The 12,837-nt window shown below is 71.1% G+C and carries 12 protein-coding genes; 5 read left to right on the top strand and 7 right to left on the bottom strand.

What is annotated here, in order from left to right:
* Positions 1-35 precede the first annotated feature (35 nt).
* The 4 genes from rocD to OG214_RS15245 all read right to left on the bottom strand — a co-directional run bounded on the left by rocD (position 36) and on the right by OG214_RS15245 (position 3,926).
* Entirely contained in the window at positions 36-1,292 is a 1,257-nt protein-coding gene (gene rocD, locus OG214_RS15260; RefSeq protein WP_383031899.1) for an ornithine--oxo-acid transaminase, read from the bottom strand.
* 200 nt (positions 1,293-1,492) lie between these two features.
* The gene (locus tag OG214_RS15255) at positions 1,493-2,227 is read right to left on the bottom strand and encodes a hypothetical protein (protein ID WP_405985053.1); all 735 of its coding nucleotides are present in this window, start codon (positions 2,225-2,227) and stop codon (positions 1,493-1,495) included.
* Between the two features lie 129 nt (positions 2,228-2,356).
* Complete coding sequence (locus tag OG214_RS15250; RefSeq protein ID WP_405985052.1) at positions 2,357-3,304, bottom strand: hypothetical protein; 948 nt, start codon at positions 3,302-3,304, stop codon at positions 2,357-2,359.
* Positions 3,297-3,926 carry an RNA polymerase sigma factor gene (locus OG214_RS15245; protein WP_382856665.1) on the bottom strand — a complete coding sequence of 210 codons (630 nt, stop codon included), beginning with the start codon at positions 3,924-3,926 and terminating at the stop codon, positions 3,297-3,299. Before OG214_RS15245 ends, OG214_RS15250 begins: the two co-directional genes overlap by 8 nt.
* A gap of 89 nt (positions 3,927-4,015) precedes the next feature.
* On the opposite strand from OG214_RS15245, the gene trpS reads away from it, so the two are divergent.
* The gene (trpS, locus tag OG214_RS15240; RefSeq protein WP_405985051.1) at positions 4,016-5,029 is read left to right on the top strand and encodes a tryptophan--tRNA ligase; all 1,014 of its coding nucleotides are present in this window, start codon (positions 4,016-4,018) and stop codon (positions 5,027-5,029) included.
* 339 nt (positions 5,030-5,368) lie between these two features.
* On the top strand, positions 5,369-5,995 hold the full coding sequence (locus OG214_RS15235) for a 2'-5' RNA ligase family protein (protein WP_405985050.1): 627 nt from the start codon (positions 5,369-5,371) through the stop codon (positions 5,993-5,995).
* 120 nt (positions 5,996-6,115) lie between these two features.
* Here the strand turns inward: OG214_RS15235 and OG214_RS15230 are convergent, their stop codons facing one another.
* On the bottom strand, positions 6,116-6,871 hold the full coding sequence (locus OG214_RS15230; protein WP_405985049.1) for a decaprenylphospho-beta-D-erythro-pentofuranosid-2-ulose 2-reductase: 756 nt from the start codon (positions 6,869-6,871) through the stop codon (positions 6,116-6,118).
* A gap of 141 nt (positions 6,872-7,012) precedes the next feature.
* Positions 7,013-8,389 carry an FAD-binding protein gene (locus OG214_RS15225; RefSeq protein ID WP_405985048.1) on the bottom strand — a complete coding sequence of 459 codons (1,377 nt, stop codon included), beginning with the start codon at positions 8,387-8,389 and terminating at the stop codon, positions 7,013-7,015.
* A gap of 117 nt (positions 8,390-8,506) precedes the next feature.
* On the opposite strand from OG214_RS15225, the gene OG214_RS15220 reads away from it, so the two are divergent.
* Positions 8,507-9,592, top strand: a complete 1,086-nt coding sequence (locus tag OG214_RS15220) for a YihY/virulence factor BrkB family protein (protein ID WP_405985047.1) — start codon at positions 8,507-8,509, stop codon at positions 9,590-9,592.
* Here the strand turns inward: OG214_RS15220 and OG214_RS15215 are convergent.
* Entirely contained in the window at positions 9,540-10,880 is a 1,341-nt protein-coding gene (locus OG214_RS15215; protein WP_405987511.1) for a D-alanyl-D-alanine carboxypeptidase family protein, read from the bottom strand. The genes OG214_RS15220 and OG214_RS15215 overlap by 53 nt on opposite strands.
* A 148-nt stretch (positions 10,881-11,028) precedes the next feature.
* On the opposite strand from OG214_RS15215, the gene OG214_RS15210 reads away from it, so the two are divergent.
* Together OG214_RS15210 and OG214_RS15205 are read left to right on the top strand one after the other, a co-directional pair.
* Positions 11,029-11,274, top strand: a complete 246-nt coding sequence (locus OG214_RS15210) for an SCO4848 family membrane protein (RefSeq protein WP_363080777.1) — start codon at positions 11,029-11,031, stop codon at positions 11,272-11,274.
* Between the two features lie 57 nt (positions 11,275-11,331).
* Complete coding sequence (locus OG214_RS15205; RefSeq protein ID WP_405985046.1) at positions 11,332-12,720, top strand: metallophosphoesterase; 1,389 nt, start codon at positions 11,332-11,334, stop codon at positions 12,718-12,720.
* Positions 12,721-12,837: the final 117 nt, after the last annotated feature.

Here is a 12,837-nt window from a genome sequence, read left to right as displayed (position 1 = left end):
GTGGGGTCCGCCGCATCGGGGCTGGCCCGATCCGGTCAGACGGGGGCGCCCGCACGCTCCCGTCCGTCGGTCCCCGGCTGCCGGTCCTCGTCCGTCAGCACCGCGCGCAACTGGTCCAGGCCCCAGTCCAGGTCCTCCTTGCTGATCACCAGCGGGGGAGCGATACGGATCGTGGAACCGTGGGTGTCCTTCACCAGCACACCCCGGTCCATCAGCCGCTCCGAGATCTCCCGGCCCGTCCCGCGCGACGGTGTGATGTCCACCCCGGCCCAGAGCCCACGGCCCCGTACCGCCTCCACCGCCCCGCCGCCCACCAGCAGCCCCAGCTCATGGTGGAGATGGTCGCCCAGCTCCGCGGCGCGCTGCTGGAACTCACCGGTCCGCAGCATCTCGATGACCTCCAGTGCCACGGCGCAGGCGAGCGGGTTGCCGCCGAACGTCGAGCCGTGCTCACCCGGGTGGAACACACCCAGCACCTCGGCCGACGACACCACCGCCGACACCGGCACCACCCCGCCGCCCAGGGCCTTGCCGAGGACGTACATGTCGGGGACCACACCCTCGTGCTCGCACGCGAAGGTCTTTCCCGTCCGGCCCAGGCCCGACTGGATCTCGTCCGCGATGAACAGCACATCGCGCGCCCGGCTCATCTCCCGCACCCCGGCGAGATAGCCCGCCGGCGGGACCAGCACCCCGGCCTCGCCCTGGATCGGCTCCAGCAGCACCGCCACGGTGTTCTCCGTCATCGCCGCGTCCAGCGCCGTGAGATCGCCGTACGGAACGATCTCGAACCCCGGTGTGTACGGCCCGTAGTCCGCCCGCGCCTCGCTGTCGGTGGAGAAGCTGACGATGGTGGTCGTACGCCCATGGAAGTTGTTGGCCGCCACGATGATCTTCGCCATCCCGTCCGGCACGCCCTTGACGCGGTACCCCCATTTCCTGGCGGTCTTCACCGCGGTCTCCACCGCCTCCGCCCCCGTGTTCATCGGCAGGACCATCTCCATGCCGCACAGCTCCGCCAGCCGCGTACAGAAGTCGGCGAAGCGGTCGTGGTGGAACGCCCGGGACGTCAGGGTCACTCTTTCGAGCTGTGCCTTGGCCGCGTCGATGAGTCTTCTGTTGCCATGGCCGAAGTTGAGCGCCGAATATCCGGCGAGCATGTCGAGGAAGCGACGTCCCTCGACGTCCGTCATCCATGCACCGTCCGCCGAGCTGACGACCACGGGCAGCGGGTGGTAGTTGTGCGCACTGTGGGCCTCCGCCGAGGCGATGGCACTCTCCGTAGTCGACACGGGCTCTCCGATCGGTCAGGACAAGCTGTCCGGCGTGGGCGGGGCGACGCCCTACTTTCTATCGTCGCTCACCCTGTGCGGGAAGAAACCTTGCACCCGGCGTGCCCGGCTGAACAGGTCCCGGGAAGGACGGACAGGTCCCGGGACGAGACGTCCGGTCAACACGTCCGTCCGGTCGGGACAGCTACCGGTCGGGACAGCTACACGTCCAGGAGCTGCTGACGCGGTCCGTCTCCAGGCCCCCGCTCACCACCGCGCCGGAAGGGCGGGCGCGGCAGCCGCGCCACCAGGGGCCGTACCCCCAGACCGATGGCGACCCCGGCCGCCAGCCCCGGTATCGCCCACCACCAGACAGAGCCCGCATCCGCCCCGGAACTCCGCGAACCGGCACTCTCCGTCCCCCTGTCCTCCTCCGGACCGGCCGACGCCGACGGGACGAGGGCACCGGGCGCGGCACTCTCCCCGGTCTTCGGGCCCATCACCCCCAGCTTCCTCAGCAGCGTGTGCAGCTGCGCCGGTCGCTTCGCCCTGCGCCAGACCCCGTCCGACGACGAGGGTTCGAATGCCGTATGGATCCAGACCGTGGCGGGGTCCGCGCTGGGATACAACTGGTCCACCCGCCAGGGCTGCACATCATGGACCATCCAGGTGACATTGATCAGCCGTGAGCCCACCGCCCCGTCCAGCGAGACCGGGCGCTCCGGCTGCCCCGTCGGCCGCGCCATCGGGTCCGCCAGGGCGCCGAGCTGCCGCATCAGCTCCTCATAGTCCCCATCGCTGTAGTAAAGAGCGGCCGTCTCCCCGCTCTCCGGCGAGGCGACCAGCACGCTGGTCGGCCCTCCGGCCACCGCGCTCGGGGCACACACCCAGGTCAGCGCCAGCATCGCCACAAGTGCGCCGATCCACCGGAGAGTTCGCGCATATCGCGGTCGCATGATTCCCCCTGCCGACGCGCGGTACGGACCGTCCGAACCGCGTCCGCGTCACCTCCTTTACACCGCCCGGCCCCGATCGGTTCCCACTTCTCCCGCGTCTTCCGAGTCTTTTCCCGCGCCGGACAGGACCTAGCGCGGCGATCCGCCGTCTCCGCGCACCGATTCCGCGATGGCCTCCGCCCGTGCCACCGACGTCACCCCTTCCAGCCGCAGCGTCAGCCGGTCGCCGTGCTGCCAGAGCAGCGTGGGGCCCGCCGGCCGGACGGATTCGGACCAGCCCTCGCCGTCCCCGCCGATCAGCCGGAAGCGCAGCAGATGCGGCTTCCCGAACCACAGACCCGTGGTCCCGTCGCGCAGCGAGAGCCATTCCGGCAGCACGCTGACTTGCTTCACAAAGCCGATGTCCAAGGTCGCCGGGAACTCGTCCAGACGGATCGTCCGCCCCCGCTCGGTCCAGCAGAGACTGACCACGGACCGGCCGGGCGAGGTCTCGGCCAGCGACACCACATCCGGGTCGCCCAGCTCGGCCGGCACCCGGGGGGTGAAGCCGGCTCGCCGCGCCGCCTCCGCGATCGTCACCGGCCGGTGGCACCCCGGGGCCGGCACCGCGGAGGGCGTGGCGGGTGGCGTACGAGGGCCGGCCGACGGGTCATACCGCACCTCGACCCCGCCGAAGTCGAACCAGTCCGCGACCGCCGCCCGCACCGGAGGCGTCAGCACCAGCACGACCAGCAGTCCGGAGAGCCCGGCGGCCACCCTTCGCCATCGCTCGCGCAGCCACCGGCGCACCCGCGCCGATCGCCCCGGCGGCCCTGGCGGCCCCGGCGGCTCAGGCACAGCCGCGGGCTCCGTCCCCGCCGCTGTCCTCGATCCTGTCCCCGACCCCGGTACTGGCACCGGTACGGCCTCGGCGAGGAGCTGGGCCAGCACCCGCTCGGCCATCGTCTCGCCGTCGACATCAGGAATCCGCATCCCGCGCCCCAGCGCCCTCAGCTCCTCCACCAGTGCGCTGTCCTCCTGCGATCCGCCCGCCGCCGCCCTCTTGCCACCCCTGTCGCCGTCCGCCTCGTCACCCATGCCCCTCACCTCCCTCCCAGCCGTCCGGACCTGGTGCCGTCACGATTCCGCTCAGCTTCTTCAGCGCGCGGTTCAGCCGCGACTTGACCGTGCCGCGCGGCCAGCCCAGCACCTCGGCCGTCTCCGCCTCGTCCATCTCCAGCAGATAGCGGTACGTCACCACCTGCCGCTGGTCCTCGCTCAGCTTCTCCAGCGCGGACACCAGCAGCGCGCGCCGCTCCTCCGCCACGGCCGCCATCGCCGGGTCCACCGACTCCGGTATCAGCGGCTCGGAGCCCAGCAGCATCGCCTCCCGCCCGGCCACGGCCCGCAGCCGGACCGCCGAGCGCACTGTGTTCCTTGTCTCATTGACCACGATCCGTATCAGCCAGGGGCGGAACGGGGAGCCGTCCTTGAAGCTTCCCAGCGAGCGATACGCCTTGAAGAACGCGGCCTGCACCACATCCTCCGCGTCCGGCCCCGCGCCACAGGCGACGGCGGCCCGCAGGGCGACGCCCGTATACGCGCGCACCAGCTCCGCATACGCCTCCGGCTCACCGGAACGCACGCGCGCGATCACCGCCGACTCATCCGCAACCGTCAGGGTGCGGCCCCCCTCCAGGGTCCCCTCCCGAGTGCTCACAGCTTTGATACACCGCCCGCCCCGGATCGGTTCCCACTCCACGGAGATCCGTTCACGGGCTGTGGGTCACACCTGAGAGAATGGTGGACATGGCCTCTGATCGTCCCCGCGCGCTCTCCGGAATCCAGCCCACCGCAGGCTCGTTCCACCTCGGGAACTACCTCGGTGCGGTGCGCCAGTACGTGGCGCTGCAAGACACCCACGACGCCTTCTACATGGTCGTGGACCTGCACGCGATCACCGTTCCGCAGGACCCCGCCGAGCTGCGCGCCAATACGCGCCTCGCCGCCGCCCAGCTCCTCGCCGCCGGTCTCGATCCCCGGCGCTGCACGCTCTTCGTCCAGAGCCATGTGCCCGAACACGCCCAGCTCGCCTGGGTCATGAACTGCATCACCGGCTTCGGCGAGGCCTCCCGGATGACGCAGTTCAAGGACAAGTCGGCCAAGCAGGGCGCGGACCGCGCCACGGTCGGCCTCTTCACATATCCGATCCTCCAGGTCGCGGACATCCTGCTCTACCAGGCCAACTCCGTGCCGGTCGGCGAGGACCAGCGCCAGCACGTCGAGCTCACGCGCGATCTCGCCGAGCGGTTCAACACCCGCTTCGGCCCCACGTTCACGGTCCCCGCGCCGCACATCGTCAAGGAGGTCGCGAAGATCTACGACCTCCAGGACCCGACGATCAAGATGAGCAAGTCCGCGTCCACGCTCAAGGGCCTGGTCAATCTGCTCGACGAGCCGAAGACCACCGCGAAGAAGATCAAGAGCGCGGTCACCGACACGGGCACGGAGATCCTGTTCGACACCGTGGCCAAGCCGGGCGTGAGCAATCTGCTCACCATCTACTCCACACTCACGGATACGCCCGTCGCGGAGCTGGAGCAGAAGTACACCGGTAAGGGTTACGGCGCGCTGAAGACGGATCTGGCGGACGTCATGGTCGATTTCGTGACCCCGTTCAGAACCCGCACCCAGGAGTATCTGGACGACCCGGAGACGCTGGACTCGATCCTGGCCGAGGGCGCGGAGAAGGCGCGGGCCGTCGCCGCCGAAACCCTGGCGCAGACCTACGACAGGGTCGGCTTCCTGCCCGCCAAGCACTGAGGCCGGACGGGCCGGACACCCTCCGCCGCCCACCCCCACCGCCCGTCGGCCGCCGTCTGCCAAGCACCCGCCCGCCAAGCACCCGCCCGCCAAGCACCCGCCCGTCGAGCACCGCCCCGCCGGGCACCGGCGACCGGGCACCGTCGGCCTGTGGCCGCCCGCCGAGCACCGCTCATCGAGAGCCGGCGGCCACACACGGACGGCGGCTCCGTCCGTCGGTCGGCGTACGCGGAGGGGCGAGCGCTGGCCAGTCGGCCGGTGCGACCGTCACACTGGCGGACGGTGGCCCTGCTCATCACCACCCGACACACGGACGACACACGGACTGAGGAGAACGACGTGGGGACCGTAACGCTCGGCGTTTCGATCGCGGTCCCGGAGCCGTACGGCAGCCTGATCCAGGAGCGGCGTGCGGGCTTCGGCGATCCCGCCGCGCACGGCATCCCCACGCATGTCACGCTGCTGCCGCCCACCGAGGTCGACGCGTCGGCGCTGCCCTCGATCGAGGCGCATCTCGCGTCGGTCGCGTCGGCGGGCAGGCCCTTCCCGATGCGTCTCTCCGGTACGGGTACGTTCCGCCCGCTCTCCCCGGTCGTCTTCATCCAGGTCGTGGAGGGCGCGTCGGCCTGCACCTGGCTCCAGAAGCGGGTCAGGGACAGCTCGGGACCGCTCGTCCGCGAACTCCAGTTCCCGTACCACCCCCATGTGACCGTGGCGCACGGTATCGCCGAGGAGGCGATGGACCGGGCCTACGAGGAGCTGTCCGAGTACGGCGCCGCCTGGAGCTGCACTTCCTTCGCGCTGTACGAGCAGGGCACCGACGGGGTGTGGCGCAAGCTGCACGAGTACGCGTTCGGCGGGGACGGAGAGGCCTCGGGAGTGCCCTTTCAGACCACCCCCGTCCGCGATGACACCCCCGTCGATCACAGCACCCCCGCCGACCGACCCGCCTCGATGAGCCCCTGAGCCCCTGAGCCCCCCCAAGCCCCTGAGCCCGCAGGGCGCCCAGGCAGCCCGGGGCCCAGGGCGACGGCTCGGACGGGGTTCGGCTCGCAAGGGGCGCGGCTCGGACGGGCTCGGCTCGCCTCAGCCCGGCAGTCTGCGGAACACCGGACGCGGCAGATGCCGTACCGCCGACATCACCAGCCGCAGCGCCCCCGGCACCCACACCGTCTCCGAGCGCCGCCGCAGTCCCAGCTCGATCGCCGCCGCCACCGCCTCCGGCGTGGTGGCCATCGGCGTCGCCTCAAGGGCGGCCGTCTTCCGCGACCGTACGGAGCCGGGCCGTACGATCATCACCTGCACCCCCGTGCCCTGCATGGCGTCCCCCAGCCCCTGGGCGAACGCGTCGAGACCCGCCTTGCTCGACCCGTAGATGAAGTTCGCGCGGCGGGCGCGCTCACCGGCCGCCGACGAGAGCACCACCAGCGCGCCATGCCCCTGCATCTGCAACGCGCCCGCGCACACCAGTGCGGCCGAGAGCGCGCCGGTGTAATTGGTCTGCGCGACACGGACGGCCGCGAGCGGGTCGGCCTCGTCGTGCGCCTGATCGCCGACGATCCCGAACGCGAGCAGCACCAGGTCGATGTCGCCCTCCGCGAAGACCTTTCCGAGCGACTCCGTGTGGGAGGCGGGGTCCAGGGCGTCGAAGGCGACGGTACGGACGTCCGCGCCGAGGGTCCGCAGCCGGTCGGCCGCGGTGTCCAGGGCGGGGGAGGGACGGCCCGCCAGCCAGACCGTACGCGTACGGCGTGCGATCAGCCGGCGCGCGGTGGCGAGACCGATCTCCGACGTACCGCCGAGGATGAGCAGGGACTGCGGGATGCCGAAGGCGTCCTTCATGGTGGATCGCTCCTGGAAAAGCGCGGGAACACGGGGGAGACATGAGGGAGACACGAGGGAGACACGGGGGGAGAAGATGAGGAAAACGCAGGAAGGCCCCGGAGAGGCCCCGGAGAGGCCACGGAAGGACCCCGGAAAGGCCTACAGATCCAGCCGCCGCGAGAGGTCCGAGGTGAAGGCGGACGACGGATCCACCTCGGCCCGCAGCGCGCGGAACTCGTCCAGCCGCGGATACATCGCGGCCACCAGATCCGGCCGGAGCCGCGCGTCCTTCGCGAGATTGACCCGTCCGCCCGCCGCCGCGACGTCCTCGTCCAGTTCGTCGAGGAACGAGCCCGCGCCGGTCACTCCGGCCGGCAGGTCCAGGGCCAGCGCCCAGCCCGCCACCGGGAACGACAGCCACCCGGGGTCCCCCTGACCGAACCGTTTCAGTAGGGCGAGGTAGGACGGGAAGCCCCGGCGCGCGACCCGCTCCACGATCCTGCGCAGCGCCCGCTCCTGACCGTCCCCCACGACGAACTGGTACCGGACGAAGCCGTCCCGTCCGTAGACCCGGTTCCAGCGCGGCACACCGTCCAGCGGATGGAGGAACGCCGAGAGCCGGCGCAGCTCACCGGCGCGCCGCCGCCGGGGCGCCGCGCGGTACCACATCTCGTTGAAGAGTCCGACCGCCCCGCGTCCCAGCAGTCCTGACGGTACGTGGGCGGGTGCGGCAGGCAGCCGTCCCGGCCGGAAGGCGAGCGGCCGGCGCCGAGCGTGCGCCGGGAGCGCGTCCAAGGCCTCCAGCGGCGCGTGTTCCCCGCGCAGCAGGACCGAGCGCCCCAGCGCCGCCCCGCGCGCGAGCAGATCGATCCGCGCGACCGCGTACCGGTACGGGCGCCCGGTCGCGGGGTTGACCGTGGTGAGCCGGGTGAGCAGATCGTCCAGGTCCGAGGCCCGTTCGGTGTCGACGGACATCAGGGAGGTCGTGACGGGGTGGAGCCGTAAGGCCGCCGAGAGGATCACCCCGGTCAGACCCATGCCGCCGGCGGTCGCGTCGAAGAGCGGGGTGCCGGGGAGAACCGTACGGACCTCACCGTCGGCCGTCAGCAGTTCCAGCGAGAGCACATGGCGGGCGAACGATCCCGACATCTGGTGGTCGCCGCCGTGGATGTCGCCGCCGATCGCACCGCCGACCGTCACATACCGGGTCCCGGGCGTCACCGGTACGCACCAGCCGAGCGGAAGCAGCACGTGCGTCAGCCGGTGCAGGCTCACCCCCGCGTCGCACATGACGACGCCTCCCTCCCCGTCGACGGCGTGGATACGGTCCAGGGCGGTCATGTCGAGCACGGAGCCGCCCGCGTTCCGCGCCGCGTCGCCGTACGCCCGGCCGAGACCACGGGCGATCGCGCCACGGGGTCCCGCGCCGCGTACGGCGTCGGCCGCTTCCTCGTACGAACGGGGGCGCACGAGCAGCGCGGTCGTCGGAGCCGTACGGCCCCAGCCGGTCAGGGAGACATAAGGGTCGGCAGACATGATGGTGACCGTATCGCCCTGTAAGGCATTCTTTGTCACCTTTCCTGTCGTGCTCGTATGAATGGGTGGTCGGTGATGTGTGACGCTGGTTCGCCGATCCCGGGGTAGGTCTCCACCATGGACTGGCTGAAGAGAATTCCGGTGATCGGGCCGCTGATCGGCCCGCTCGTGGACCGGCTGGCGCGGACGCATGCCTGGCGTTCGTACGAGACGCTCGACCGGGTCCACTGGACCCGGCTGGCCGCCGCCATCACCTTCATCAGCTTCATCGCGCTCTTCCCGCTGATCACCGTGGGCGCGGCGATCGGTGCGGCGCTGCTCAGCCAGGACCAGCTCGGCCGGATCAAGCACGGTGTCGAGGAGCAGGTCCCCGGTATCTCCGGCGAACTCGACATCGACGCCCTGGTGGCCAACGCGGGCACGGTCGGAGTGGTGGCCGGCGCGCTGCTGCTCTTCACCGGTATCGGCTGGATCGGCTCGATGCGCGAATGTCTGCGGGCCGTCTGGGAGCTGGACGAGGCCGACCAGGGCAATCCGTTCGTGCTCAGGGCCAAGGACGCGGTGGTGCTCCTGGGCCTCGGCGCGGTCGGACTGGGCTCGCTCGGTGCCTCCACCGTGGGCTCCACGGCCATCGGCCGGACCGCCGCCGGACTGGGTGTCCCCGAGGGCGGCGCGGGCGGGGTGGTGTTGCAGGCCGCCGCTCTGCTGGTGGCGGTCGTGGCCGACTTCGTGATCCTGCTGTACGTGCTGACGCTGCTGCCCCAGGTGCAGCCGGCGCGCCACAGGCTCTTCGTCGCCGCGCTCGTCGGCGCCGTCGGCTTCGAACTGCTCAAGCTGCTGATCGGCGGCTACATCAAGGATGTGGCGGCGAAGAGTACGTACGGCGCGTTCGGGGTGCCGGTGGCGCTGCTGCTGTGGATCAACTTCACGGCGAAGCTGCTGCTGTTCTGCGCCGCCTGGACGGCGACCCCGGACCGGGACCCCCCGGCCGAGGACGACAGCGTCGCCTATGACGGCGGCGCCCCCGCCCCCTGCGACGGGGCCACGCGCGCGGACGTGGCGCCTCGCGCGGACGTGGCGCCTCGCGCGGACGTGGCGACTCGCACGGACGAGACGACCGGAGCGGACGCCGCCACGCGGGCGGACGGGGCTACTCGCGGGGACGCCGCCGGACGAGGTCGGGGAGCGGCCAGCGACGGTTGACCAGATAGACACCGCCGGCCAGCACGATCAGCGCCCCGCCCGTCACCGCGAGCGCCGTGCCGACACCGCCCGTACCGCCGCTGTTCGCCGCGGCGAGCGGCTTGCCCTGCTCGATGCCCTTGATCGCCTCGGCACCCACGGGGGTGGGGGTCGGTGAGGCGTTCGTCGTGGCCGACTTCGGCGGCACCAGCGTCCCGACCGGCTTCACCTTCCCCGCCGCCGCGAAGCCCCAGTCCAGCAGACGCGTGGTCTCCTGGTAGACCGCCTGGCCCTCGTGCGAGGACGGGTTCATGACCGTGACCAGCAGCACCCGCCCGTTCCGCTCGGCGACCCCGGTGAAGGTCGCGCCCGCGTGGGTGGTGTTGCCGTTCTTCACGCCCGCGATGCCCTTGTACGGGGCGATCCCGGGGGCGCCGGTGAGCAGCCGGTTGGTGTTCTGGATCTCGAAGAACTCGCGCCCCGGCTTGACCTTCTTGCTCTTCTCCGGCTTCTCGCTCTTCTCGCCCTTCTCCGGTTTCTCCGTCTTCTCCGGCCTGATCAGATCGCCGGGGAACTTGGCCGTGGAGGTCGCGCAGTACTCGCGGAAGTCCTTCTTCTGGAGGCCCGAGCGGGCGATCAGGGTGAGGTCGTACGCGCTGGAGACCTGCTTCGGCTCGTCGTAACCGTCGGGTGAGACCACGGTGGTGTCGAGTGCCTGGAGCTCGTCGGCGTGGTCCTGCATGTCCTGCACGGTCTTCGCGACTCCGCCGTTCATCGCCGCGAGCACATGGACGGCGTCGTTCCCCGAGCGCAGGAAGACTCCGAGCCACAGATCATGGACGGTGTACGAGAGGTTCTCCTTGACGCCCACCAGGCTGCTGCCCGCGCCCACGGGTTCGAGGTCCTTGGGCTTCACCTTGTACGACCGGGTCTTGGAGAGCTTGGGCAGCAGTGTGTCCGCGAAGAGCATCTTGAGCGTGGAGGCCGGCGGCAGCCGCCAGTGGGCGTTGTGCGAGGCCAGTACCTCCCCCGACTCCGCGTCCGCGACGATCCAGGACCGGCCGCTCAGTTTCTTCGGCAGGACCGGGGCGCCGGCGCCGAGATTCACCTGGGTGCCCGCCTTGCTGAGCCTGGCCCCGCCGACGGTGGACATCGACGCGGGCGGCTGGGGCTCCTTGTCGGGGCTCTCGGTCCTGGCGTCCGCCGACGCGGGCACGGCGGTCAGAATGGGCAGCAATGCGGCGGCGATGACCGTCAATGCGGTCTTTTTCAAAGCGGACACGATCGGAAACGTACATTGTGACGACATCATTTCCGACACCGGCGGGGTGAACCGCCGCTCCCTCCGCCGAACCGGCCCAATGCCGCCCACCTTTGGCCGGACTTCGGCCCCTTCCGGCCCTCCGGTCCCAGGACCCCGTTGCCGCCGCCCGTGGAACGCCGGTGATACTGAATCCATGAAGCTCAGCCGCCCCGTGTCGTGGTTCCTGCTCGTGTTCGGGGTGTGGAGCTGGTTCATCTGGATCACTTTCGTCAAGAACCTCTGGCAGGACGGGAGCGGACTCGCTTTCGACGACGCCGGTGAGCCGACAGGTTATTTCTGGGTGCACCTGCTGCTCGCCGTCGTGTCCTTCCTTCTGGGGACGGCTGTGGGCGCGATCGGGTTCCGTGGCGTACGCGCGCTCAAGCGCGAACAGCGCTGACCGTCGGCAACAAGGGCTGACCGCCAAACAACTAGGACAGGAATAGGGGGACCGTTCGTGGTCGTCGTGGTCGTTCTCGCGGTGCTCGCCGTCGTGGCGGTGATCGTCGGGGCGCATTGGTTTGTGTGGCGGCGCCTGGTGCGCGACACGACGGAGTCGAGCGGTACGGCCCGCAGGCTGGGCACCGTCGCCATCGTCGTACTGCCGGTGCTGTCCGTCGCCGCCGTGAGCGTGGGGCGGTCAGAAACGCCCTTCTGGCTCCAGCGGGTGCTGGCCTGGCCGGGCTTCCTCTGGCTGGCGGTGCTGCTGTATCTGGTGCTGGCCCTGGCGGTGGGTGAGGCCGTACGGCCCCTGCTCCGGCGGCTGATGGACCGCCGGGAGACGGAGCGCGAGGCCGCCCCGGACCTGGTCACCGCCGGAACCACGGCCGGAGCCCCTGCTGCGGCCCGTGCCTCGACCGGCGCCGGAGCGGGAACGGGAGCGGGAGCGAAGGCCGAGGCCCGTACGTCATCCGCGTCCGCCGCGTCATCCGCGTCCGCCCCCGCGAGCGGGGTCATAGCCGACGGTCCGCGTGACGGTCAGGCCTCCCCTCCCGCCACCGCCACGGGCACCACCGCCTCGCCCTCCCGCCGGCTCTTCGTCTCCCGTGTCGTCGGCGGCGCAGCCGCGACCGCCGCGCTCGCCACCGTCGGCTACGGCACCTACGGCGTGCTGCGCGGCCCCCGGATCAAGCGCGTGACCGTACCGCTCGCCGGACTCCCGCGCGGCGCCCACGGTTTCCGTATCGCCGTCGTCAGCGACATCCATCTCGGCCCGATCCTGGGCCGCGCCCACACCCAGCGCATCGTCGACACCATCAACTCCGCGAGCCCCGATCTGATCGCCGTCGTCGGGGACCTGGTGGACGGCAGCGTCGAGGACCTGGGCCCGGCGGCGGAGCCGCTCGCCGCCCTGGAGGCACCGCACGGCGCGTTCTTCGTCACCGGCAACCACGAGTACTTCTCCGGCGCCGCCGCCTGGGTCGACCATGTACGCGAACTGGGGCTGCGACCCCTGGAGAACGAGCGCGTGGAGATGCCCGGCTTCGATCTCGCCGGTGTCAACGATGTCGCGGGCGAGAGCGAGGGCTCGGGTCCCGACTTCGAGAAGGCGCTCGGCGACCGCGACCGGACCAGGACGTCCGTACTCCTCGCCCATCAGCCCATCGTCATCGACGACGCCGTACGCCACGGTGTCGGCCTCCAGCTCTCCGGACACACGCACGGCGGCCAGCTCTGGCCGGGCAGCCTCGTCGCCGAACTGGCGAACCCGACGGTGGCCGGACTGGAGCGGTACGGCGACACCCAGCTCTATGTGACACGCGGCGCGGGCGCCTGGGGCCCGCCCGTACGGGTCGGGGCCCCCTCCGACATCACCCTCGTACAGCTCGCCTCGCGCCAGGCGTGAGAGCCGCCGGGAGGGCCGGCCGCGACTCCGTGGCCGGCCCTCCCGGCGGAGCTGTTCCGGATCGCACGCATCGGGTGGCCATGTCCCGGATGGCCGTTCACGACCGTTACCTGTGAG

The organism is Streptomyces sp. NBC_00872 (genome assembly GCF_045161915.1).
Taxonomy (GTDB): Bacteria; Actinomycetota; Actinomycetes; order Streptomycetales; family Streptomycetaceae; genus Streptomyces.
Note: the sequence above shows the minus strand (reverse complement) of the source record. Positions and strands in the feature narration are given on the sequence as shown.